Genomic DNA, 23,520 nt, shown 5'->3' on the forward strand with positions numbered 1-23,520 from the left:
GCAATGACGCGTTTCATCTGGCAAGCGATGCTGGTGTGCCTTGTGGCAACTGCGATTGGCATCATCTCGCTGCCTGGGTCTGCGCAGGAGACCGATGCCGGTGTGGAGGTCCTGCCTGAATGGCGGCCGATCCAGGCTGAGAACCTGCTGCTTATTGAGACAGAACACGGGACGATCAGCATCGAGCTCAATCCGGACTTTGCGCCCGCTCATGTTGATCGTATGCGCAAGCTGGCCTTTGGCGGCATCATGGCCGGTAATCGCTTCTATCGCGTGATTGACGGATTCGTTGCTCAGGGTGGCTTCCAGGACGAGACCGCTATTCTCGATTGGCCGAACCTCACCAATGAAAATGACAGGCCCTATTCGTCAGGTCGCTTCACGCCGCTCGGAAATAAAGATCTCTTCGCCCCCGAAGTTGGCCACATTACTGGTTTTCCGGTCGGCCGCAGCGAATTGATCGGGCGCGAATGGTTGCTTCATTGTCCGGGCGCAATCGCGATGGCGCGAGATGTCGATCCAGACAGCGGTTCGACCGAATTCTACATCGTTCTTGATGCCCAGCGCTATCTTGACAGAAACCTCACAGTCTTTGGCCGCGTCATTGACGGGATGGAACATGTCCAGGCGCTCCAGCGCGGCAGTCGCGAGATCGAGAATGGTGTGATCCAACCCCCATTGCAGGGTGACGTTATCCTGTCTTTCCGGATGGCATCCGACCTTCCGGAAGAGGCGCGGCCGAAATGGGAGGCGATGGTGACTGGCAGCCAGGCCTTTGAGGACTTCAAGCGCTCAAAGCGGATCAGGAACGACGAATTCTTCTATCGTAAGCCGCCGGAAATCCTGGACATTTGCAGTTTTAGCGTGCCGGTCCGCCGCGTCGAAACAGAGTAACGTCCTTGGCTGATAGACCAATTTCTGCCCTATGCGCAGCAGAGCAAAACCGTCTAAGAGTGTCGCCATGACTTCAGGACTGAAAATCGCAATTGCCGGGATCGCCGGACGGATGGGCCAACAACTGGCAAATGCGGCCATTGACGGCGGTCACATCCTTGCAGGCGCGAGCGAAGCACCCGGCTCGCCAAACATTGGCAAGACGGTCGGCGAAGTGCTCGCCCGGCCGGGTCTGTCCACCTCCATCAGCGACAGTGTCGAAGACGCCGCGAAGAAAGCCGATATATGGATCGACTTTACCACACCAAAGGCGACGCTTGCCGCTCTGGCGGCCCTGCGCAAGACAAGCGTCCAGGCTGTTATCATTGGCACGACTGGCTTTGACGCGGCCGCCGAAGCAGAGATCTCAGAAGCGGCAGGTGACCTCGCAATCGTCAAGGCTGGCAATTATTCGCTGGGTGTGAACCTGCTCTGCGCGCTCACAAAACGGGCCGCGCAAAGTCTTGGTGAAGACTGGGATATCGAGGTCCTCGAAACGCATCACCGGCGCAAAGTCGACGCGCCGTCTGGAACGGCGCTCATGCTGGGGGATGCGGCTGCAAGCGGGCGGGGCGCTGACCTCAAAACGCTGCGCTCAGAGCCTTATGATGGACCCGATGCAAAGCGGGAGCCTGGAAAGATCGGCTTTGCCGTGCGCCGTTCTGGCGGGGTCATCGGAGAGCATGAAGTCACGTTTGGCAGCGATATGGAAATCGTGTCGCTTTCCCATACGGCGCTCGACCGGGCTGTTTTCGCCAATGGAGCACTGGCCGCTGCCCGCTGGGCGATCCGCCAGTCGCCGGGTCTTTATGATATGAGCGACGTGCTCGGACTCTGACGCAACGGCATAGATTGCATTTACTCTGCGGAAGGCGGCTAGCTGATCCCATTCGATCAATGCCTTCGGGAGACATTCATGGCAGACGCATACATAATTGACGCGGTTCGCACGCCGCGTGGCATCGGTAAGGTTGGCAAAGGCTCGCTTGCCCACCTGCATCCACAACATCTCAGCGCCACGGTGCTGGCTGCAATCCGTGACCGCAACAATCTCGACACCGCGACCGTCGATGATGTGATCTGGGGCACGAGTTCCCAGCGCGGCGCACAAGGGGCTGACATGGGCCGCATGGCGGCGCTCGACGCCGGCTACGACGTGACGGCTTCCGGCGTCACGCTCGATCGTTTCTGTGGCTCGGGCATCACGACGGTTTCGCTCGCTGCGGCTCAAATCATGTCCGGCATGGAAGACTGCGTCGTCGCAGGCGGCTGTGAGATGATGAGCTACACCGCTGCGACTGCAGACCCGAAGAACCCGCCCATGATGGATGCAGGCAACCTTCACCTGCGCGAACTTCATCCGCAGTCCCAGCAGGGCTGTTGCGCTGATGCCATCGCGACCCTTGAGGGCATCGACCGTGAAGCTCTTGATCAACTTGCCGTCGTCTCGCAGCAGCGCGCCAAGATGGCCATGGATGAAGGCCGTTTCGACAAGTCCGTGATCCCTGTCTACAACCGCGACGGCACGCTGGCGCTCGACAAGGACGAGTTCCCGCGCCCCAGCACGACGATGGAAAGCCTGTCTGGCCTCAAGACCGTCTTCAACATGTTCTGGGATGTGCCGGTCGACGACAAGGGTCTGACCTATGGCAACATGATCGAGAAGAAGTATCCGCAACTGAAGGACGGCGTGGACCACGTCCATCACGCTGGTAACTCTTCCGGCGTCGTCGATGGCGCAGCAGCGATCCTCGTCACCTCGAAAGAGTATGCTGACAAGCATGGCCTTAAGCCGCGCGCCCGGATTGTTGCGACCTGCAATATGGGCGACGACCCGACGCTGATGCTCAACGCACCGGTGCCGGCTGCGAAGAAAGTCCTCGAAAAGGCTGGCCTGACAACGGACGATATCGACGTTTACGAGATCAACGAAGCCTTCTCTGTCGTCGCAGAGAAGTTCATCCGCGACCTCAAGCTCGACCGCGAGAAGGTCAACATCAATGGCGGTGCGATGGCGCTCGGCCACCCAATCGGCGCGACCGGCTCCATCCTGATCGGCACGGCCCTGGATGAGCTGGAGCGCTCCGGTGGCAAGTATGGTCTCGTGACCATGTGCGCCGCGGGCGGCATGGCCCCGGCCATCATCATCGAACGTATATAGAGCTTTTGTTTCCGGCTGTTTGGCCGGGACTACTCATTCCGTTCTGACCTGATTTCCTCCGAAAGCCCGCCTCTAATGACAGAGGCGAGTTTTCGGAGGTTTTCATGTCGACGCTATCAAAATCCATCATCAGGGTGGCCCTGGCTGGCGGTATCGCGGCCATGTCGATGTTCACCGCGAATGCGCAACCGAAGGATATGCGCTTCAAGGTCACAGAGATCATGGACCCGACGGGATTCGAGAAGCCCATCGTCGCCGCGACCTCGGTCATCCCTGCTGACTGGACGACCGAAGGCGGGATTGTCTGGCAGATGGGCATGGACTGCAATAAGGGCTTTCGAACCGACTGGACCGCGACCTCTGCTGACGGTGAAGCCATGATCCGTATGCTCCCGCAGACGAGCTGGCGCTTCAATAATCAGGGCATGCCGGTCGGTCAGGGGTGCATACCTGCAGCCATTAATTCCGCCGATGAGTATGTGCAGGGCTTTATCGGCCAGCTCGACAGCCCTCAGATCGTCAGTGTGGAGCGCGATCCGGCGACCTCCGAAGCCCTCGCCAAGCCACCGTTTACTTACGAGATGCAGGGCGATCCTTATTCCAAGAACTGGTGGGACGCCGCCAGCGTGACATTCGACTACAAGCGCGACGGCAAGGACTACACCGCTGCGATGATCGTCTTTTCGACGCACAGCTATATGCTTAGCGGACACAGCTTCGGCTTCGGACAGCCTCTGGAGGCTGGATATGGTGCTGCAGTGGTTCAAATCCTGATCGCAGCGCCGAAAGATCAGATCGAAGACTATGTGCCAGCTTTTATGCTGTTCCTGAAGAATTACCGTTCCAACCCTGAATGGGATCGTCGGATTCAGGCGTATCTCGAAGCCTCACGGCCCAAAAACACCCCTCGCCAGCCGAGTGCGAGCTCTGTCGTCTCCAATACGTATGACGAGATTTCCGACATCACCTTCAATGGCTGGAAAAAGCGAAATGAAATCACCTCATCAAGCCCGCGCGAGACGAGTGAGTGGATCCGCGGCGTTGAAACCTACAATGCCAACACGCCGAGCGGTCAGATCGAGCTGCCACAGGGATACGACCGTGCGTTCGAGATGAATGATGGCAGTTTTGTTGTCACAAACGACGCCTTCTTCGAAACGCTGGACGGGCGTGAGCTCTCGGTGACGCAATAGACCGTTCTGCGCGAGAGATCGTATTTCCATCAAATTTCAAGGATCGGCTGAACCATAACTCCATCTCTGTGTGCCATATCGGGCCGTAACGAAATGACCCAATGGGTCCGAAACACGGGTGAGATATATGGCCAAAACGGTTTTGGTGATCGACGACGATCCTACGCAGCGCAGACTGATTCAGGCGGCTGTGGAGAAGGCCGGCTTTGCTTGTCGTACGGCGCCCGATGGAGAGAGCGGCTTCACCACCGCGACGGAGGCGGGTGCCGACGTCATCCTTCTGGACCTCACAATGCCCGGTCTTTCAGGCATGGAAACGCTGGAGCGACTGTCAGAGCGTGTGCCGGATGTGCCGGTCATCATGCTCACCGCGACGTCGGGTATCGACACGATCGTTTCGGCCATGCGCGCAGGCGCCGTGGACTTCATCGTGAAGCCTGCCAATCCCGAACGCGTCGTGGTTTCAATTCGCAATGCGCTCAAAATGTCTACGCTGACTGGCGAAGTAAAACGCCTGACTCGCAAATCAGAAGGCGGGATGAGCTTTGACGACATGATCGCGGCCGCCCCGACCATGCGCCAGGTCGTTCGCCTCGGCCAGCGCGCGGCAAGTTCTGACATTCCGGTGCTCATTCTCGGTGAAAGCGGTGTCGGTAAGGAAGTGATCGCGCGGTGCATCCAGGGCGCTTCAGACCGTGCTGGCAAGCCTTTCGTCACGGTCAACTGCGGCGCGATCCCGGAAAACCTCGTCGAGTCGATCCTGTTCGGTCACGAGAAAGGCGCGTTTACGGGCGCCGTTTCAAAATCCCTGGGTAAGTTCGTCGAAGCCGACGGCGGCACGCTGTTCCTTGATGAGGTCGGTGAGCTGCCACTCGACATGCAGGTCAAACTGCTGCGGGCCCTTCAGGAAGGCGAGGTCGACGCGGTCGGTTCGCGCCGTCCGACAAAAGTCGATGTGCGGATCATCTCCGCGACCAATCGTGACCTTGCCGAGCAGGTAAAGGCCGGTGGTTTCCGCGAAGACCTCTATTACCGTCTCAACGTTTTCCCGATCGACATGCCGTCCCTGCGCGAGCGCAAGGAAGATATTCCAGCCATGGTCGATCTCTTCATCTCGCGCTTCAACGCGTCCGAGGGCAGGGACGTGCAGACGGCGAGCGAAGAGACGATCCGAATGCTTTGCGCTCATGACTGGCCGGGCAACGTCCGCCAGCTTGAAAATGCCGTGTTCCGGGCCGTGATCCTTTGTGAGGGAAGCGAACTCCAGACGCACGACTTCCCGCAAATCTCCGGCGTGATGCCGGAGATGGTTGACCTGCCACCGGTTCCGCAATCTGTCGGTGCCGCGAATGATACCAGCCAGATTGCTGCCTCAGCAGGGCCGATCGCGGTGAAGGACGAGGCTGGCGAACTTCGTCAGCTGTCAGAAATCGAACGCGACATCATCGAGTACGCCATTGATTTCTATCAGGGCCACATGTCCGAAGTCAGCCGCCGTCTCGGCATCGGGCGGTCGACGCTTTACCGCAAGATACGCGAATACGAACTTGACGGTGACGAGCAAAAAGTCGGCTAGTCATGGTCAACATCTTCATGCCGGGTTTCTTCCTGCTGGGAGGGCTCGGCCTGCTGGTTGGCGCGGGCATTGGCGAGTTTCTGGCCAACAAGTTCCCGCACCAGCGCTTCATCATCGCGATGTGCTTTTATGCGGCGCTCGCGGTCGCGATCCTCGCGGGCGCTGACTTCAATCAAATGATGTCTGGCATGATGGCCGATGGTCGCAATCCTCAGGGCAGCCTCATCTGGTATGTTGGGCGGCAGATTTTCATGCTCGGACTGTTCAGCGGTGCCGCGCTCTTCTGCCAGCAGCGCCGGCGTAGCGCGCAAGTCATCGCTCTCGGCGTGTCCGGCGTGATCGGCTTGCCCATCATGATGAATATCTGGATGGGCGCAGGCATCAGCTACGCGAAATCCGGCATGGGCGTCTGATCCGCAAGAAACGGGTGGAAAGGCCAAACCGATTGAGGGACACTCTCCCTCATGACGAGGACACTTCCCAATCTCGATGAGCGCGCCGTGGCCTATGAACGCATGGCTGACGCGTTGTCTTTCCTGGGGGATACCTGGCGCGACTGGCCAGACCTCAGCCAGTGTGCCCACGCGATGGGTCTCTCTCCGCATCACTTCCAGCGCGAGTTTACCCGCTGGGCCGGTATCAGCCCGAAACAGTTTCAGGCCGCGCTGGCCCATGCAGAGGCGGGGGACCTTTTGCGTCAGGGGGCGTCTGTCCTTGATGCATCGCTGGAGACCGGGCTCTCCGGTCCGTCTCGCCTCCATGACCTCTTCATCGCTCATGAAGGCCTCAGCCCGGGCGAAGCCAAAGCCGGAGGCGGCGGCGCCGATCTGATCATCGGCAAGGCGCCAACACCTTTCGGCACGGGCATCTTCATGGCCTCGCCGCGCGGCCTCTGCGGGCTTGGCTTTGCTGATGATGGCGCCGGGCAGAAGTCCGGCTTTGAGCATCCGGGATATTCAGAAGACCGCGTCTTCGCCGATCTCGCGAGCCGTTATCCCAATTCGGAGCCCCGCCGCGACGACGCTGAAGCGATGAAATGGTCGCAGCGTATCTTCCAGTCTGGAGACCCCGTTCCCGTCGCGCTATACGGAACACCCTTCCGGCGTCAGATCTGGCGCGCGCTACTGGATATCCCGGCTGGCGAGACCCGCACCTATGGCGAGGTTGCAGCCGCAGCAGGTCAGCCAAAAGCCGCCCGTGCAGCCGGCACAGCGATCGGCGCCAATACCATCGCCTGGCTCATTCCCTGCCATCGTGCCCTTGCCTCGGACAAGAGGCTACATAATTACCATTGGGGAGTGGCGCGTAAGCGTGCCATGCTGACTTTCGAGCGTGCCCATGCGGCCTGACCTGTAGTGATGGCAGGCCTGGCGCGCCCGCCAACTTGCAGGATACCAGATGCAGATACTCACATTCTACGCGCTGATGTTTGTCGCGCTGGGGCTATGGGGCGTTTGGCTCATCATGAAATGGCGTGAGCTGCCGGATTTTTCGAACGCGGTCTATAATTCCATGGTCGAGAAAGGCCTTCTCTCAGATTCGGTTGACCGCGACCTCTTCAAGCAGAGCTTCATCCGGTGCGAAGCGCCGCTTGCGGGAACCTATCGTTGGGTCGCCGCCCTGGTCAGCCTGATCGCTCTGCCGCCGCTGATCATGGCCTTCAACTGGATCTGGGATTTTCTCTGGCGACTGGGCGGTGCTGTCGAAGGGCCGATGCAGCGGGGCTATATGTTCCACAGCTTCATGACGTTCGTCTTCCTGATGGCCATCATCGTCGGTTTTCTCTTCCTCGTGACCTCCCACTATTATCGAAACGCGCCGCCGTCCTTGCGGTCAGAGATCAAACGCCTCGAAGGAAAAGACTCATGAGCGTAGAATATCTGCACACCATGATCCGCGTCAGCGATGTCGATGCGGCGTTGAACTTCTTCTGTAACGGCCTCGGGCTGCAGGAGCTACGCCGGGTCGATAATGAAGCCGGCCGGTTCACGCTGGTCTTCCTTGCCTCGCCTGAAGATATCGTCCGCTACCCAGCGGCGCGCGAAGGCGAGCAGGGTTTGCCACCCGGGCTTCCAATGGTCGAGCTGACCCACAATTGGGACCCTGAGGAATTGGAAGGGGGGCGCAACTTCGGTCACCTCGCTTACAAGGTCGACGACATTTACGAGGCGACTGAACGCTTCGAAAAGCTGGGCGTGACGATCAATCGCCCGCCGCGCGACGGACGGATGTGCTTTGTCCGCTCGCCAGATGGCATATCGGTCGAGCTCCTCCAGAAAGGTGACCCCCTACCGCCGAAAGAGCCATGGGCGAGCGCCGAGAATATCGGGTCGTGGTGACAGGGCTCTCATGGTCCGGTCATCCGCAGACCCCTGCGCAGGCAGGGGTCCATGGCATGACCTTGATGCGCTGGACAAGCTGAAAGGTTGAGCTTTGGATACCTGCCTTCGCAGGTATCTGCGGAAACAGGAGCCGTAACTCGAAAATGTCTGATGAACGCGACCCCGAACGAAACAGGCTGACTGCCCGCATCGCCCGCACAGCGAAGGTCGGGACCAATCTGTCTTCGGCTGGTCTTTCCTTTGCCGCCAATCGCATGTTCGGCGGCGATGACAGCGATGAGAAAGTCGCCAAGGCGCTCGCATCGGCGCTGGGGAAAACCAAGGGCCCGCTGATGAAGGTCGCCCAGATGCTGTCGACCATTCCGGACTTTCTGCCCGCCGAATACGCCGCCGAACTCTCCCAGCTACAGGCGCAGGCGCCGGCCATGGGCTGGCCTTTCGTGAAGCGCCGCATGCGCGCTGAGCTTGGGCCTGACTGGCAGGACAAGTTCGAAACCTTCGGCAAGGAAGCAGCCCATGCGGCCTCGCTCGGTCAGGTGCACCGTGCGACATTGCCCGACGGCCGCGAAGTTGCCTGCAAGCTGCAATACCCCGACATGTCGAGCGCCGTTGAGTCGGATGTCGGGCAGTTGAAAAACCTGCTCGGCCTTTTCCGGCGCATGGATGGGTCGATCGACCCTCGCGAGATGGTCGATGAGATCTCCGACCGGCTGCGTGAGGAACTCGACTATAAGCGCGAGCGCCAGCACATGCAGCTCTACCGGCACATGCTGGGCGGCAAGGATTTCGTGAATATTCCCGAGCCGATTGATGCTCTATCGACAGATCGACTGCTCACCATGGATTGGGTCAGCGGCGATCCGCTGAGCGCCTATGAAGACGCGCCGCAGGGCGTGCGAAACGATATCGCAAAGCGTCTCTACTGGACCTGGTGGCTCCCTTTCACACACCACGCCGTCATTCATGGCGATCCGCACCTTGGCAATTACCAGGTGACGGATGGCGGCCGGTCCCTGAACCTGCTGGACTTTGGCTGCGTTCGCATCTTTCCACCGGTCTTCGTGGGCGGCGTTGTCGATCTCTACCGCTCCCTGCTTGCCGATGATTTCGATGCGTCCTACGCGGCCTATGAAAAGTGGGGCTTCAAGAACCTCAATCGTGAGCTTGTCGAAGTGCTGAACATCTGGGCGCGGTTCATCTATGGGCCGCTGCTGGACAACCGGGTCCGCAGCGTCGCGGACGGGGTGAAGCCCGGCGAATATGGCCGCAAGGAAGCCTTCGAGGTTCGCAAGCTGCTCAAAGAGCGCGGGCCGGTGACGATCCCGCGAGAATTTGTCTTCATGGACCGGGCTGCCATCGGCCTTGGTGCAGCTTATCTGCGCCTCAAGGCCGAACTCAATTTCCATCAGCTCTTCGAAGAGAGCCTTGAAGGCTTCAGCGAAGAGACAGTGGCGAACCTTCAGGCCGAAGCCCTGTCGAGCGTTGGCTTGCAGGCAAGCTAGGCCATCTCGAACTTGATCGGCACAGACTTCGGTCCAGACACGAAGTTCGCCTGAACCCGCGTTGGCGTGCCGTTCAGTTCAACAGATTTGAGACGAGGCAGCAGCTCCTCCCAGAGGATGCGCATCTCCATCTTGGCCAGATGCTGGCCAAGGCAGACATGCGCGCCATAGCCAAACGCGACATGCTTGTTCGAAGGCCGGTCCACCTTGAATGTATACGGGTCATCAAACACGTCTTCATCCCGATTGCCAGAAGGGTAGGCGAGGAACAGCCAGTCATTCTTCTTGATTGGCTGGCCAGCGACTTCAGTGTCGTCCATGGCCGTGCGCATGAAGTGTTTTACGGGCGTTTCCCAGCGAATGGATTCGTCCACCATGGATGAAATCAGCGATGGATCGGCCTTCAGTTTGCGAAACTCATCCTGATTTTCGGCCAGCGCCCAGAGCGCGCCGGCCGTCGTGGCTGACGTGGTGTCGTGGCCCGCTGTCGCCGCGATGATGTAATAGCTCATGGCTTCGAGCTGGCCGAGGGGTTTGTCATAGACCTCGCCGTTCGCGATGACGCTGGCGAGGTCCTCACGCGGGCATTTGCGCCGGTCTTCAGTCATGGCGCCGAAATAGGTCATGAAGTCGGTGACCGTGGCCATGATGTTTCCGATGCCCATCTCGGTGTTCTCGACGGCGGCACCGGTGCGGTTCACATCGGGGTCCTGCGCGCCGAAAAGCTCCTGCGTCAGTTTCAGCATGCGTGGTTCATCCTCCATCGGCACGCCAATCACCTTCATAATGACGTGAAGCGGATAGAGAAAAGCGACGTCCTTGGCGAAGTCGCATTCGGTACCCTTGTCGGCCATGCCGTCGATGAATCCGCGGGCGATTTCGCGGATATCGTCCTCAAGCTTGCGCAAATTCTGCGGCATGAACCAGCCCTGGGTCAGACGGCGATACTGTAGGTGGTCCGGATTATCCATCTGGACGAGTGACCGCAGTAGGTTGGGTGAGCCACCCATCATCGCGCGGACTTTCTGATCCGCCTCGATTGTCGTCAGCGTCGCAGACCGGTCTTCATTGTGGAAGAGGTCGTTCTGGCGCTCGATTTCCTTGATGTCGGCATGCTTGGTGACAACCCAGAATGGGTCGTATCCGTCCACCTCCGCGACGTCGAGCGGGGCGTTCTTGCGAAGCCAGGCAAACGCCTGATGAGACTGTTCCCAGTCGGCATAGGCTTTTGGGTTAACGACGGCATTGGCAATGTCGGTGGGTATGGTCATGGTTTCCTCCGCGGGCGGTTTCGCCTCGTCACGTGGTATCGACTAACATATACTTGCTATACAGCCAACAAATATGTTACCGGGCAACCATGTCCGATGTTGAAGCTCTCAGCGATTCCAGCCAGCGCCTGACCCAGGCGGAGCGGCGTGAACGCTCGCATCAGGAACTGCTCGAAGCCACAATGCGGGTCGTCTCCAAGCAGGGCGTTGCCGGCGCAACTTTCGAAGCCATTGCGCGCGAAGCCGGTTTTTCGCGAGGGCTTGTGACGCAACGGTTCGGGTCCAAGGACGGGCTGATCCGCGCCCTGATCGATGGCCTTTATAACTGGCAGCAGAGTGCGTTGGATGCAGCGCATGTGCGGTCGATGGATGGCCTGTCGGCGCTCTGCGCTTTTGTGGAGCTTCATTGCCGCACATTGGAGGGCCACGAAGAAGACAAGGCGTACTATATGCTGCTCGCGGCGGCCGTCGCTGACCGGCTTGATATCCGGGAAGCTTTTGCCGATTCCCATGCGGTGCAGCGTGTCCTGATCCGCCGGATCATCGAGCGCGGCCAGGAAGATGGAAGCGTTCGCCCAGATGTCGATGCGGATGCGACAGCGCTTATGGCGGGGTGCGCCCTCATTGGGATCCGGATGCAAAACCTCATCGATGCGTCGACGGATATCGCGCCGATCCGCCACAGTCTGATTGGTGCGCTGCGCGCTCAATTGGCACCGTAAACCGCTGCAGGAGAACGCCATGAGTGATGCATCGTACAAGACCTGGCAGTGCCGAACCTGCGGCTATATCTATGAAGAAGCCGAGGGCGACCCGGACGAGGGACTCGCGCCAGGCACGCGCTGGGCGGACGTGCCCGAAGACTGGATATGCCCGCTATGCGGCACGCCGAAATCTGACTTCGACATGGTTGAACTGTAGCATCCAGAACGCAAAGAGCGCTTTGCAATCGTCCGCTGAGCCTCTAAGCCCGAAGGATGGAAACCGGCCCCTTTAATACCCCGATCGCGCTCGGCCGCGAGCCGTTCACAGCGGCCTTCTGGGTCCTGGTAGCACCGCTCCTCTTTCCCGTCATTGGCATGACGCTCGTAACGCTGGCCTGGCCCGGCTTCAGCGATGCGATCGGCTCTGATGCGCCGTCACCCGAAGCAATCTCCAGTATCTGGATGGTCATGGCCGCGATCCATTTTGCTCATTTTGTGGTTCTTAGCCTCTGGAGCGAACGCGTCGGTGCGGGCGCTTTTGCCGGAGATATGCGGGTCACGCCAAACTGGCTGATCGCGGCCATTCTGCTCGGCCCGCCGATCCTGCTCGCGCCAAACATCATCGCCGGGATGATATTCGGGGGCACTGAGGGGTGGGAATATAATGGCGACGTCAATACCAGCCTGTTCGCGCCGGAGAATTGGGGCGCGACGTATATCGTCTTCGCACTGTTGCTTGCGCCGATCCTGGAGGAGGTTACCTTTCGCGGCGTGGCGCTTGGGGCCATGGTCTGCCGGGGCGTGCCGCCGTGGATGGCGATGGTGCTGTCGAGCGCGGCCTTCACCTTCCTGCATTTCCAGTACTCCATCCCGGCGCTCGTCGTTGTCTTTGTCGCGGGTGTTGGCTTTGCGTGGCTGCGCCTGAAGAGCGGAAGCATGATGGTGCCGATCGCTGCGCACATTGCCGCGAATGCTACCATCACCTTCCTCGCGAGCCTTGCGCCTCCCGCTGGGTGAAGGCTTGCTGGACCCGCCCGCATGGGGCAAAGGCCGCTGCCTATGACTGATGATTTTACCCGCTCGCAGAGCTTCGATGTGCCGGATGGCTTTGAGCTTCTGCCCTGGCATCGCGGCTTTGGCCGGCAGGTCGGACCGCTCTTTGAAAAGCGCGACGACACCGGCCTGACGCGGGCATTCCGCGTTGAGGAGCATCACACCAATGGCATGATGAATGCGCATGGCGGGATGCTGATGACCTTTGCCGATATGTGCTGGGGCGGGGCCGTTGAGAAGGATGACGACACCTGGTGGGTGACGATCCGGCTGCTCTGTGACTTCCTATCAGGGGCCAAGCTTGGCGAGTGGGTTGAGGGCTCTGGCGCGGTGGTGGGGCAGGCCGGGGATGTGTTCACCGTGGAGGGCCGCATCTGGAGCGGGGAGCGGACGCTGCTCACCGGGACGGGGGTCTTCAAGGTGATCGAACGGCGGGTCTGAAAGCAGGCCGATTATAGGCCGATCCTAGGCCGATACCGGGTCGATTTCAGGCCGATGACAGGCTAACGCGCCGTGACCAGCCCTTCCAGCTGCGAGGCATCGCCTGCCAGGTCGCGGACCATGACGCGCGACTGGTCCTGCGGGCCGGGAAAGGTCAGCTTGCCGCGCGGCGTCACGACAAAGCCGATCTCTTCAAAATAGGCCGGCGCGCCGATCAGCACCGCGGCGGGCCAGCCGGCCGCCTTGCCGGCCTCCAGCGCTTCGCCGGTGACGGTCAGCCCCAGCCGGTCGCCGCGATGCGCGCGGGCGACGGCGACCGGGCCGTAGAACAGCGCCTTCATCTTCGCCGGGCCGACCACGAGCGGCCAGACGCGGCAGACGCCGACCACCTCACCGTCCAGCACGGCGACGCGGTTCACCTCCGGGATGGAGGCCGAATACTCACGCAGGCGCTCGGCCGTCTTGGCAAAGTGGCCGGGGCCGAAGGTGCGGTCGAACAGGTCTTCGATGGCCTCGGCGTGCAGGGCTGGCGTCTCAGGGATGATTTGCAACATGGGCGCGGGATTACGGCGCTGCGGCGGGAGATGCAATGGTCATTGCACGTTGAGGAGGCGCCGCTCATCCCCGCGAAGGCGGGGATCTCAGGCAGCGATGTCGGACCTTGCTGGACGAGATCCCCGCCTTCGCTGGGATGAGCGGAATTTTTCTTGTGCCGCCGATACCTGCGCAGGCAGGTATCCATGATGGCACAGCACGTCTGGACGCGAGGTCCGACCATGGGTCCCTGCCTTCGCAGGGACTGGCGGACATTGGGACCAGCACCAGCGGCCGCAGACTCCGGTTTGGGAGCGCGGCGAGGGGCTGAATTACACGTGATCGCTCACTCACGGCGGGAAAAGCAGGGGAGAGCCCGGGTGGGTTAAAGGGGAGAGGAAGGGGAGGGAGGAAAGGCCTGATGCATCCGCGCCTGCGCCATTGAGCGCGAGGCCGGTGGCGGCGCTGAGCATCAGGGCGGCGAGGGCTTGCGTTCGTGCGAGGCGGCGGAGGACCGGGGCGAGGAAGCGGGCGTCATAGCCAGGCTCGAGCCGCGTCCAGGGCGTTCGGTCAAAGCCGTCCGGCAGGGCGCATTTGGCGCGCTTTTCGGCCTCTGTCTCTTCCCAGGCCGAGATCCAGATGACGCCATCCGGGCGAAGGTGCCAGGTGATCCAGCCGCGCCCTTCGGCCCGCGCTGTCTCGAAGGTCATCTGGAGGCAGCCGAGATAATGGAACAGGGTGCGCCAGTGCCGCACCGGCACCCGCATCAGACAGCTCCATATCATGCCGAGGGTCAACTCCATGCGGCAGGGTTATAAACGGGGCAGCGGGGAGGGGGATGGATTCGAAAAAGATGTTTACTTCTGATTTGAAGTTATGAGAGGGCTTAGCGTTGTATCTGAAGGAGAGCGCGATGAGTTTGTTGGCTCGGTTCGGCCTCTATGCCTTGGGCATAACCTTGCTCGTTGTGTGGATTGTTGTTTGTGCAGCTGGGTTTTGGTTTTTGCTGAGAGCGACCCCTCAAGGTATTTCCGACGAATACGTTAGCTCACTGGCGTGGCCGTTCGTTGCAGTGCTCATAGCCGTACCCACCATTGGAGTATTGCTGGTTGGAGGGCTTAGCATGTTAGGGCAAGTGCTTACCTTGCGAACATTTTTAAGCGAGTTGCCGGGGCAAGTGACATCACTAGATAAGTTGACTTCGCAAATGGGTAAGCAAAGTGAAAAGTTTGAAACTCTGAAGGTGGATATAGAAGAGGCGGCTGGTACAATTGACCTAGCGAGTAGCCAACTGGCCGATTTGCAGGCGGCGATAGATACATTGAATTCAAGTGCGCAGCCGGGAGAGGCGCAAGTCAACAGAGGTGAAAATCTCGTCGAAGAGTTCAAAACTCATCTAAGCTGCGCCATGCATATATTCAATGAAGGAGCAGCGCGCTATTTGGATCAGAAGGGAGTGGAGGTCGACCGTACTCAAGGTTGGATTCTAGAGTCGTCTGTCCGTCAAATGAAAGATGCTGGCAGTCTCGATTCTCGCCACTCAGCCTATGTCACCGCACTCATCGACTTGGACCGCCGTACCCGGCGATCTGGCCGCAAGAATCTCCGGCGAGAAGATATCGATCTATTAAATCGTTTAAGACCCGACGGCTGTTGTTAACTAACAATGATTAACGGAGCAATGAGTGATCGAGCAATTTTTTCAAAACTAGAGTTCCATGGTGTTAGCTGAACTTAGGTGCTGGGATGATATTAGTTTAGTCTTCTTTTCTGCGCCAGGCGGCTCTTCTGCCGAAGTATCCGGTACTCCAAATGTTACCACTTCTTCGACTATATCCCTTTCGTATACTCGCCCAAGCTGAAGATCCTCTTTATTCGACGATACTATTCGGCCCGCATAAATCCCGAAGAATTTCGATGCCCCTCCAATTCGGTAGGTCCCGTCCTTCAACTCTGTTGATGAAAACGTCCGGCGAATAACGGGCGCACCCGACATACCAGATCGAGAAGCTGTGTCGACCAAGGAGTATACCTCGGATGCCATCTGCCATTCAGGTTCTGATGCGAGGGAAGCACGCTTCCATGTCGGCACACCTCCTCGGTCAAATATCGTAGTCGCGAATGGGAATCCCAGGATAAAAAGATCGTGTCCCACCCGGATTTTCATATCCTGATGTGAAAGAGTATTGATCGGATGTGCCGTGTGACCATCTGGCACTTTCACCGGCATAGCTACGACGTCGGCCAATTTGCCGTGTTCGTGATGGACTAGCCATCGAGGTTTGCCATTAGAATAAAGATCGAATGATCGTATCGCGAACGTATTGTCGCCTGCCACTGAGAAAAAAGACACTTCGAAATTTGTTGGTCGGCAACCCTGCGAGTGAATTGGCTGACCCGAAGACGGATCCAGCCCAGTAACGTTGTGCCAGTTAGTAACAAGAAAAACTTGGGCACCATGTTTCCAAAAAAAGCCCGTAGCTATGCCGCACTGTTGAGTGCCATAACTAAACAACAGCGGACGTGCAGCAAAGCTGTACTCGTCGATTGTTTTACTAGGCCGAGCCACAAGAAACCTCCATTTCAAAAATGTCGATGTCAAACCGACATCCGCGGCGGTGCATTCCTAACGCCCCTCACGTCTCCACGCCAGCATCAGCAGGCAAATGATGAGCGCCATCGCCAGTATGCCCGGCAGGAGGGGGAGGCTGGTGGAGCTGCGCACGGCGTAGGCGCCGCGTTCCCTGAGGCCGAGCCAGCTCGCGCCCTCGGCATCGGCACTGCGGCTGACGCGGCGGATGTCTGGCAGGCCGGCTGAGGGGGTGTCGACTTCATAGATGCCGCCGCCGGTGCGCTCGGCCAGCGGGGTGAGCACATCCGGTGTCGCTTCGAGGGCGGCATATTCCTTGGGGTTCACCGGGCCATTCAGCGTGACGGCTTCGAGGCCGCCCGAGCGCGCGCGGAACAGGCCGAGCCGGTCAATCGGGGCTTCGGCGGCAAACTCGCCGGGGCCGACTTCCTGCCAGGCCGGCTCCATCGTATTGCCGTCGGGCGTCTCGATGGTGAGCGGGGGGGCATTGTCCGACAGGGTGCGCAGCGTGGCGCGGACGGTGTCGCCCTGGGCTTCGAGGCGGAGCTGTCGCTCTTCCAGCTCAGGCTCTTTCATCAGCCAGTGGACCATGCGGCGGATCAGCTCTGCAAACGGCCCGCCGCCATCATGCCCGCGCGCCCAGAGCCAGATCTGGCCTGACAGAAGCTGGGCCACGCGGCCTTCGCCGACGCGGTCGACGACGAGAAGCGGGTCGCCATTCTCGGCGGTCATCAGGACGTCGCCGGCCTCTGCCGTGGCGCCGATGTAACGGACCCAGCCGCCCCATGAGCGGCCATCGAGAGCCTGGGTGACGGTGTGGCGGCGGCCTGTGTCTGACAGCTCGGGCGTGAAGTCGCCAACCTCGATCGTATTGGTGGGGAGCGCCGGCAGGACGGCCGCAAGCGGCGTGTTGGCGAGGGAGGCCGGGCCGGCAAAGTCTTCACCCGCCGCGATCAGCAGCGCGCCGCCATCGGCAACATAGCGCGCCATATTGGCGAGGTAGGACATGGTGATGACGGTGCGGCGCTCATACTGGTCGAAGATGATGAGGTCGAACTCGTCGAGCTTGTCCTCGAACAGCTCATCGGTCGGGAAGGCGATGAGCGCCATCTCTTCGAGGGGCGTGATGTCCTGCTTGAAGGGCGGGCGCAGGATGGTGAAGTGGACGAGATCGACCGAGGGGTCGGATTTCAGGAGGTCGCGCCAGACACGGCCGGCGGCGTTGGGCTTGCCGGTGATGAGCAGCACGCGCAGGCGGTCGCGCACGCCCGACAGGGTGGCGGCGGTGCGATTATTGGCGAGGGTGAGTTCCTGATCGCCGGGCGGGGTCTCGACGACGACGATATTGTCGCCGCGCCGCTCGATCTCGATGGGCAGCGGGGTGTCCTCGCCGGTCTCGACGGTAATGCGCTGGGGCAGGCCGCCATTGACGGAGACGGTAACGGTAGCGGTGTCTGCGGACGGGTCATCGACGCGGACGATGAAGGGCGCTTCCTCGCCGACGATGCCAAAGTCCGGGGACTGGACGAGGGTGATGCGCCGGTCGCCGCTATCTGGGTCGCCGGTGATGACGGCGTGGACGGGGCCGAGAGCGGCGAGCGGAGAGAGGTCTTCGGGGACGTCGTGGACCTGTCCGTCGGTGACGAGGATGGATCCGGCGATGCGGTCACGCGGGACGTCCGCCATCAGGCCTTCGAGAGCGGCGATGAGGTCTGTACCGTCGGCGTCCGGGTCTGATTCCAGGAGGCGCAGGTCGAGCGAGGCGTCCGCGTCTATGGCATCGCGGAAGGCTTCCATGGCACGGTCTGCGATGGCGGTGCGTTCGCCGAAGCTCATGCTCTCGGAGCGGTCGATGATGAGGGCGGCAACGGATGGCAGCGGCTCGCGCTCCTCACGGACATAGGCCGGGTTGGCGAGGGCGGCGGCGAGCACGGCGAAGGCCGCAAGCCGGGTCAGCCAGGCTGCGCCGCGCCATCGGATATAGGCGATGAAGGTGATCGCCACGACAGCCAGCAAGGCCCAGAGGATGGGCCAGCCGAGCAGCGGGTCGAAACTGATGCGTCCGGCTTCGGTCAACGCGGGCCTCCGTCCTGGATGCGGGGGATTTCGTCAATGTCGAAATCGTCCTCGCCTTCCTCGCCCTGGCCGAGGCGTTCGAGAAGGGCCGGGATGTGGACCTGGTCTTCCTTATAGTTGCCGGTGAGCACGTACATGATGAGGTTGATGCCGAAGCGGCGGGCCATTTCGCGCTGGGTGTCACCGCCGTCGACGCTGTAGATCGGACGGCCGCGCTCATCGATGGCCCAGGCGGCGAGATAGTCCGCATCGCCGATGATCAGGCGGGAGACGCCATCGCCCCGGCGTTCCGTTTTGTCGCCAATGCCGGAGGATTCGATCCACAGGCGGCGGTTTTCATAGCGGCCCGGAAAGCCGTCGAGCAGGTAGAAGCTCTTGGTCAGGACGTGGTCATTGGGCACCGGCTCCAGCGGCGGGGTGTCGAGGCCGGATAGGACGCGTTCGAGGTCTGCAAAGCTGTTTGCGTTTGCCGCGTCGCCGCCCTTGCGTGTGTCGATGAAGAGCGTGCCGCCATTGCGCAGATACTCATTGAGACGGCGCACAGCCTCTGCGGAGAGGGGCGCGGCTGCGTCCGACAGGCCGATGAAGATGACGGGGTATACGTCCATCGCGTCGGTTTCCGGGTCGACTTCGTGCGGCTCAGCCGGTTCGACGGAGGTGCGCCGGTAAAGCATTAGGGAGAGACCGCGCAGGCCCGCCAGCGTGGCGCGGTCCACATCCGCGTCGCCTGTCGGGATGTAAGCGAGGCGCATTTCGAGGGCGGCTTCGGTGGCTTTGTCGATCTCGCCATTCACATGCACGTTCGCGCCATAACCGGGACTGACGCCGTAGCCATAGGGGCTTTGCCTGTAGGATTGCCGGGCGTCTGCGGTAGGGGCGTTGATCAAGGCGAGGCTGCCAATCGCGAGGAAACCGATCACGGCGTGGCTGGCGCGGCCGGGCAGGGGCAGGCGTCCGGCGATGGCGAGCGCGACGATGAGGTCTATGGCGAGCAGCAGGCCGGCGAGGCCAAGAAGCGGACCGCCGAGGCGCAGGGTCCTGGCTTCGGCGTCACCGAGCAGCTTCGCTCCGGCGGGCCAGTCTGTCATCAGTTCGACCGTCGCATCCTGGCCGGCATTGATCGCGCGCGTGCCTGCCGGTCCGCGATAGAGACCGGGCGGGTGGGCTTCGCTTGGTTCAATGTCGGCAAAGTCAGCTGCATTGACCGGAGAGGCGCTTGAATCGGGGCTGACAAGGCGGCCATAGCCATTGAGGACAATGTCAGGCGAATAGGTTCCGTCCGTATCGGAAACGGCTTCCCCACGCCCAGCCGCGATGGCCCGGCGCAGCATTTCAACGAACAGGCCAGAATAAGAGACGTCAGACCAGTCTGGCCCGGCCGTGATGTGGAACAGGACCACCATGCCTTGCCCGCGCGGGGCGGCCGTGACGAGCGGCGAGCCATCGGTGAGGCGGGCCCATGTGCGGCTCGCAAGCGCCGGGTCCGGCCGGGCGAGGACCTGCTGGCGGATCTTGATGTCTTCAGGTGCGGTGAGGCCCGCGAAGGGGGAGCCTTCCGGGAAGCTTCCGATCGATTGCGGCTCTTCCCATGTCAGCGCGCCGCCAATCGCCCGTGATGAGCGACGAAGCGGGGTCGGGACGAGGCTATCAGACTGAGCGGCCATGCGCGGACCGGCAAAACGGATGAGCGCGCCGCCTTTCTCGACCCATGCCGCCACCTCTTCTTCGACATTCGGCGCGAGGCGGCCAATGTCGGTCATGATGATGGCATCGGGATTGGCGGAGATGAGATCGAGAACGTCGCCCTCGGTGATATTCGCGAATGGTTCGAGCGCCTTGCGGACATAGTGCATGTCGGACAGGAGCGGTTGGGCCGTGGCATCGCCGGAGACAAGGCCAACGCGGCGGGAGCGGGCAGACGAGTCCCAGAGCCAGACGGCGCCGGCACCATCGGCCCCGGTGATCTGGAAGCGGGCCACGCGGGCGAGGGCTGCCGCTGGAATATCGAAGCTTGCAATGGCGGTGGCTGCGCTGTCGGTAAAGTCTGCCTCGGCGGTGCCAAGGGCTGCGCCGTCCAGCGTCAGCGCCGATACGAAATAGCTGGCCTCTTCACCGATATTGGCGCGGGTGAGTTCGACATTTGCGCCTTCGGCATCAGAGCTGAGATTGCTGATCGCGACGGGCCCGCGCGGCGGCGCTGCATAGATGCTCAGCGGGGCGATGGCGGCGAGCTCTCTGGCGAAGGGCGCGGCGGTTTCTGGCGTCAGGCCATCGGTGACCCAGAAGATGCGGCCCGGCTCCAGGCCGGATTCTTCGAGACGGGTGAGCGCATCGGCGCGATCGGCGTTCCAGCTGACCGGGTCGAGGGAGTTCACGCGCTGCGGCAGTTCGGTTTTCGACAGGCGCTCGGCCGGATCAATATTGAGGCTGCGCGGGGCGGTGAGCAGCAGGTGGGCGGCGGTATTGCGGGCCTCACCGTCCAGGGCGCTGGCCGCGACGCTGCGTATCTCGCTCCAGCGAGCAGCGGACGTCCAGCCATTGTCGACCACGACCAGAACGGGTCCGGCGCTCTCAGCTTTTGGGCTCGCACCGGGCGCGTAGACCGGCTGGGACAGGCCGATGATGGCGGCGGCAGCGGCGACAAGGCGCAGCAGCAGAATCCACCATGGCGTGCGGGCCGGCTCTTCCTCCTGTGGGGCGTAACCGTCGAGCAGGCGCAGGGACGGCAAGTCTGCCTCTTTCGGGGCGGGCGGGGTCGCGCGCAGAATGTACCAGATCACCGGCAGGGCGATGAGGCCAATCAGGGCGAGCGGCGCGCCAAAGAGGAATGGGCCAAGCATCATAGGCGCGCCCCGAAGGTTTCGAGCGCGGCTTTCAGGTCTGCGCCAAGTGTCAGGAGGTGATTGCCGGTTGAGTGACGGACCAGCTGCCAGCCAAAGCTTGAGGCGAGGTTTTCAAGGTCTGCGAAGTGCTGGTCGAAGCGGGCCAGATATTCATCGCGCACGGTTTCGGCGCGGCCAAAGATGCGGAAGAGCTGTGCGCCCGGGCGGGAGAAGCGCGTGCGGCCTTTCCAGGGGAATTCTTCTTCGAGCGGGTCGCTGACCGCGATGAGGACGCCTTCCTTCGATTTCGAAGCGAGGCTGGCGAGCCGTTCGCGCCAGATATCGATCGAATCGTAGAAGTCGCTCGCGACGACGAAGATGGCCTGGCTTTTCGGGGGTGGCGGGAAGCTGTCATTGGTTGACTGTTTGAGGTCTTCAGCGAGGCGTTCGCCGGCGGCGCGGCCAAAGCTGGCGGGGCGACCACTGCCTAAGACGCCGATGCGCTCGCCCGCTTTCGACAGGAGCAGCCCGGCGGCCAGCATGGCGATGCGCGCGGCGTCTGCCTTGGTGATGCGCCCGGCCTGACCGGTCCAGTTGAAGGCGTCGGTCTGATCGCACCAGAAGAGGACCGTGCGAGCGGTTTCAAGCTCGGTTTCGCGGACATAGAGTTCGTCGCCGCGCGCCGATTTGCGCCAGTCGACGCGCTGTGCGGCGTCTTCGTCGGCATAGTGGCGGTACTGCCAGAACTGTTCGCCGGTGCCGGCGCGCTTGCGGCCCGCTGCGCCGAGATGAGCGGCATCAGCGGCGCGGGCCTTGAGGTTGAGGCCCGGCAGGGAGCGGGCCAGCACTTCGGCTTCGGCACGCAGGGCGGCGGCGTCCATCATGATGCGACCTTCGCCGTGCATTCATGGGCGGCGTCCAGCTTGTCCGACCATTGTTCCGGATTCGCGTCGGCCTCACCCATCTCGTTCTGGATGTCCTGACGCGACAGCGCCGCTTCGGCTTCGACGCCCCTGACAAACTCAATGGCGGCCGGGGTTTCGTAGGTGATGTCGTCGCGCTTCAGGGAAACGCCTTCCCGTTCGGCCCAGGCGAGAAGAACGTCAGACCGGGCTTCAACGAGCGTGTCGACAGCCGTTGCGACCTCATCGGGTGACAGATCGACGCCGTCGGCATTCACCGCGATCGAGGCGATCTGGATGGTCCGGTAGCATTCTCCCATGGCGTTTGTGTCCGGCCCACGACTGGTGGGCGCGCAAGCGCTGATGGCGCCAAGACCAATCAGTCCCAGCGTTGCCAGCCCCTTTCGCGTCGGACGAGCAGGCGTCATCTCAGGCAGGTGCCCTCGCGAGGTCGCCGATCAGGTCGCGCAGGGGCGGAGCCTGTCCGGTTGGGTCATAGCGCATCGCCATGCGGTGGCCGAGGCACGGCTCTGCGAGCGCTTCGACATCTTCCAGGGATGGCGACAGGCGGCCCCGCAGGAGCGCACGGGCGCGGCAGGCGAGCATGAGGGCTTGTCCGGCACGCGGCGATGGACCCCAGTCAACGAAACGTTTGACGCGGTCATCGGAGGTCTGCTCGGGGCGCGCTTCGCGGACCGTGGCGAGAATGGCGGCGAGGACTTTCTCTCCCACCGGCATCTGGCGGACGAGCTTCTGGAGCTTCATCAGTTCTTTTGCCGTGATGGCGGCTTCGACTGTGGCGTCGCCAAGCCCGGTCGTCTCGATCAGGATTTTGCGTTCGGTGTCGACGTCCGGATAGGAGACGTCGATCTTGAGGAGGAAGCGGTCAAGCTGGGCTTCGGGCAGGGGATAGGTGCCTTCCTGCTCGATCGGGTTTTGCGTGGCGAGCACATGGAAGGGTGCTGGCAGGTCATAGCGCACGCCCGCGACGGTGACGTGGCGTTCCTGCATGGCCTGGAGAAGGGCAGACTGGGTGCGCGGGGAGGCGCGGTTGATCTCGTCGGCCATCAGGAGCTGGGTGAAGATCGGGCCCTTGATGAAGCGGAAGCTGCGCTCGCCCGAAGCGCTTTCATCGAGCACTTCAGAGCCGAGAATGTCGGACGGCATGAGGTCAGGCGTGAACTGGATACGGGCCGAATCGAGACCAAGGGCTGTGCCGAGGGCTTCGACGAGGCGCGTCTTGGCGAGGCCCGGCGCCCCGATCAGCAGGGCGTGGCCGCCCGCCAGGATGGCCGAGAGGGCGAGTTCGATGACGCGTTCCTGTCCGAAGATGGCTTTCGCGATCTCATCCCTCACCTTGGCGAGGGTTTCGCCGGCTGCTTCTGCGTCCTGAACAACTGCCTGATTATCGTCTGCCATG

Annotated in this window: 24 protein-coding genes; 15 read left to right on the top strand and 9 right to left on the bottom strand. The window is 61.4% G+C overall.

Annotation, left to right across the window (positions count from 1 at the left end):
* The first annotated feature begins 3 nt into the window (after positions 1 to 3).
* From WNY37_RS06830 to WNY37_RS06875, 10 genes are all read left to right on the top strand, one after another.
* Positions 4 to 894 (top strand): peptidylprolyl isomerase, encoded by an 891-nt coding sequence (locus tag WNY37_RS06830; protein WP_342972716.1) that lies wholly within the window; start codon positions 4 to 6, stop codon positions 892 to 894.
* A gap of 67 nt (positions 895 to 961) precedes the next feature.
* Positions 962 to 1,771 (top strand): 4-hydroxy-tetrahydrodipicolinate reductase, encoded by an 810-nt coding sequence (gene dapB, locus WNY37_RS06835; protein WP_342972717.1) that lies wholly within the window; start codon positions 962 to 964, stop codon positions 1,769 to 1,771.
* 78 nt (positions 1,772 to 1,849) lie between these two features.
* On the top strand, positions 1,850 to 3,094 hold the full coding sequence (locus WNY37_RS06840; RefSeq protein WP_342972718.1) for an acetyl-CoA C-acetyltransferase: 1,245 nt from the start codon (positions 1,850 to 1,852) through the stop codon (positions 3,092 to 3,094).
* 104 nt (positions 3,095 to 3,198) lie between these two features.
* Positions 3,199 to 4,287, top strand: coding sequence for a hypothetical protein (locus tag WNY37_RS06845; RefSeq protein WP_342972719.1), 1,089 nt, complete (start codon positions 3,199 to 3,201; stop codon positions 4,285 to 4,287).
* Between the two features lie 127 nt (positions 4,288 to 4,414).
* Entirely contained in the window at positions 4,415 to 5,863 is a 1,449-nt protein-coding gene (locus WNY37_RS06850; RefSeq protein ID WP_342972720.1) for a sigma-54 dependent transcriptional regulator, read from the top strand.
* Between the two features lie 2 nt (positions 5,864 to 5,865).
* Positions 5,866 to 6,276, top strand: a complete 411-nt coding sequence (locus tag WNY37_RS06855) for a hypothetical protein (protein ID WP_342972721.1) — start codon at positions 5,866 to 5,868, stop codon at positions 6,274 to 6,276.
* Between the two features lie 51 nt (positions 6,277 to 6,327).
* Positions 6,328 to 7,212, top strand: coding sequence for a bifunctional helix-turn-helix domain-containing protein/methylated-DNA--[protein]-cysteine S-methyltransferase (locus WNY37_RS06860; RefSeq protein WP_342972722.1), 885 nt, complete (start codon positions 6,328 to 6,330; stop codon positions 7,210 to 7,212).
* A gap of 49 nt (positions 7,213 to 7,261) precedes the next feature.
* Complete coding sequence (locus tag WNY37_RS06865; RefSeq protein WP_342972723.1) at positions 7,262 to 7,732, top strand: hypothetical protein; 471 nt, start codon at positions 7,262 to 7,264, stop codon at positions 7,730 to 7,732.
* A complete protein-coding gene (locus tag WNY37_RS06870) occupies positions 7,729 to 8,202 on the top strand; it encodes a VOC family protein (RefSeq protein ID WP_342972724.1) in 474 nt (157 codons plus the stop codon). Before WNY37_RS06865 ends, WNY37_RS06870 begins: the two co-directional genes overlap by 4 nt.
* Before the next feature lie 146 nt (positions 8,203 to 8,348).
* Complete coding sequence (locus WNY37_RS06875; protein ID WP_342972725.1) at positions 8,349 to 9,707, top strand: AarF/ABC1/UbiB kinase family protein; 1,359 nt, start codon at positions 8,349 to 8,351, stop codon at positions 9,705 to 9,707.
* Here the strand turns inward: WNY37_RS06875 and WNY37_RS06880 are convergent.
* On the bottom strand, positions 9,704 to 10,978 hold the full coding sequence (locus WNY37_RS06880) for a cytochrome P450 (RefSeq protein ID WP_342972726.1): 1,275 nt from the start codon (positions 10,976 to 10,978) through the stop codon (positions 9,704 to 9,706). The genes WNY37_RS06875 and WNY37_RS06880 overlap by 4 nt on opposite strands.
* An 89-nt stretch (positions 10,979 to 11,067) precedes the next feature.
* Between WNY37_RS06880 and WNY37_RS06885 the strand changes: the two genes are divergently transcribed.
* The 4 genes from WNY37_RS06885 to WNY37_RS06900 are packed head-to-tail and all read left to right on the top strand — an operon-like array spanning position 11,068 to position 13,176.
* The gene (locus tag WNY37_RS06885) at positions 11,068 to 11,700 is read left to right on the top strand and encodes a TetR/AcrR family transcriptional regulator (protein WP_342972727.1); all 633 of its coding nucleotides are present in this window, start codon (positions 11,068 to 11,070) and stop codon (positions 11,698 to 11,700) included.
* A 19-nt stretch (positions 11,701 to 11,719) separates the two neighbouring features.
* A complete protein-coding gene (locus tag WNY37_RS06890; protein WP_342972728.1) occupies positions 11,720 to 11,899 on the top strand; it encodes a rubredoxin in 180 nt (59 codons plus the stop codon).
* Between the two features lie 56 nt (positions 11,900 to 11,955).
* A complete protein-coding gene (locus WNY37_RS06895) occupies positions 11,956 to 12,699 on the top strand; it encodes a type II CAAX endopeptidase family protein (protein WP_342972729.1) in 744 nt (247 codons plus the stop codon).
* A gap of 42 nt (positions 12,700 to 12,741) precedes the next feature.
* Positions 12,742 to 13,176 (top strand): PaaI family thioesterase, encoded by a 435-nt coding sequence (locus WNY37_RS06900; protein ID WP_342972730.1) that lies wholly within the window; start codon positions 12,742 to 12,744, stop codon positions 13,174 to 13,176.
* 62 nt (positions 13,177 to 13,238) lie between these two features.
* On the opposite strand, the gene WNY37_RS06905 is transcribed toward WNY37_RS06900, so the two are convergent.
* A complete protein-coding gene (locus WNY37_RS06905) occupies positions 13,239 to 13,730 on the bottom strand; it encodes an N-acetyltransferase (RefSeq protein WP_342972731.1) in 492 nt (163 codons plus the stop codon).
* A 330-nt stretch (positions 13,731 to 14,060) separates the two neighbouring features.
* A complete protein-coding gene (locus WNY37_RS06910; RefSeq protein WP_342972732.1) occupies positions 14,061 to 14,477 on the bottom strand; it encodes a hypothetical protein in 417 nt (138 codons plus the stop codon).
* A 146-nt stretch (positions 14,478 to 14,623) separates the two neighbouring features.
* Here WNY37_RS06910 and WNY37_RS06915 point away from each other — a divergent pair, with 146 nt between their 5' ends.
* Entirely contained in the window at positions 14,624 to 15,370 is a 747-nt protein-coding gene (locus WNY37_RS06915; RefSeq protein ID WP_342972733.1) for a hypothetical protein, read from the top strand.
* A 48-nt stretch (positions 15,371 to 15,418) separates the two neighbouring features.
* On the opposite strand, the gene WNY37_RS06920 is transcribed toward WNY37_RS06915, so the two are convergent.
* Genes WNY37_RS06920 through WNY37_RS06945 form a run of 6 tightly spaced genes read right to left on the bottom strand, consistent with a single transcriptional unit; the run spans position 15,419 to position 23,519 of the window.
* Positions 15,419 to 16,312, bottom strand: a complete 894-nt coding sequence (locus WNY37_RS06920; protein WP_342972734.1) for a trypsin-like peptidase domain-containing protein — start codon at positions 16,310 to 16,312, stop codon at positions 15,419 to 15,421.
* A 24-nt stretch (positions 16,313 to 16,336) separates the two neighbouring features.
* On the bottom strand, positions 16,337 to 18,376 hold the full coding sequence (locus WNY37_RS06925) for a hypothetical protein (protein ID WP_342972735.1): 2,040 nt from the start codon (positions 18,374 to 18,376) through the stop codon (positions 16,337 to 16,339).
* A complete protein-coding gene (locus tag WNY37_RS06930; protein WP_342972736.1) occupies positions 18,373 to 21,219 on the bottom strand; it encodes a DUF4159 domain-containing protein in 2,847 nt (948 codons plus the stop codon). The genes WNY37_RS06925 and WNY37_RS06930 overlap by 4 nt, the downstream gene beginning before the upstream one ends.
* The gene (locus tag WNY37_RS06935; RefSeq protein ID WP_342972737.1) at positions 21,216 to 22,082 is read right to left on the bottom strand and encodes a DUF58 domain-containing protein; all 867 of its coding nucleotides are present in this window, start codon (positions 22,080 to 22,082) and stop codon (positions 21,216 to 21,218) included. Before WNY37_RS06935 ends, WNY37_RS06930 begins: the two co-directional genes overlap by 4 nt.
* Positions 22,079 to 22,528 carry a hypothetical protein gene (locus WNY37_RS06940; RefSeq protein WP_342972738.1) on the bottom strand — a complete coding sequence of 150 codons (450 nt, stop codon included), beginning with the start codon at positions 22,526 to 22,528 and terminating at the stop codon, positions 22,079 to 22,081. The genes WNY37_RS06935 and WNY37_RS06940 overlap by 4 nt, the downstream gene beginning before the upstream one ends.
* A 1-nt stretch (position 22,529) precedes the next feature.
* Positions 22,530 to 23,519 (bottom strand): MoxR family ATPase, encoded by a 990-nt coding sequence (locus tag WNY37_RS06945; RefSeq protein WP_342972739.1) that lies wholly within the window; start codon positions 23,517 to 23,519, stop codon positions 22,530 to 22,532.
* Position 23,520 lies beyond the last annotated feature (1 nt).

The sequence above is a fragment of the Henriciella sp. AS95 genome (assembly GCF_038900055.1).
GTDB lineage: Bacteria > Pseudomonadota > Alphaproteobacteria > Caulobacterales > Hyphomonadaceae > Henriciella.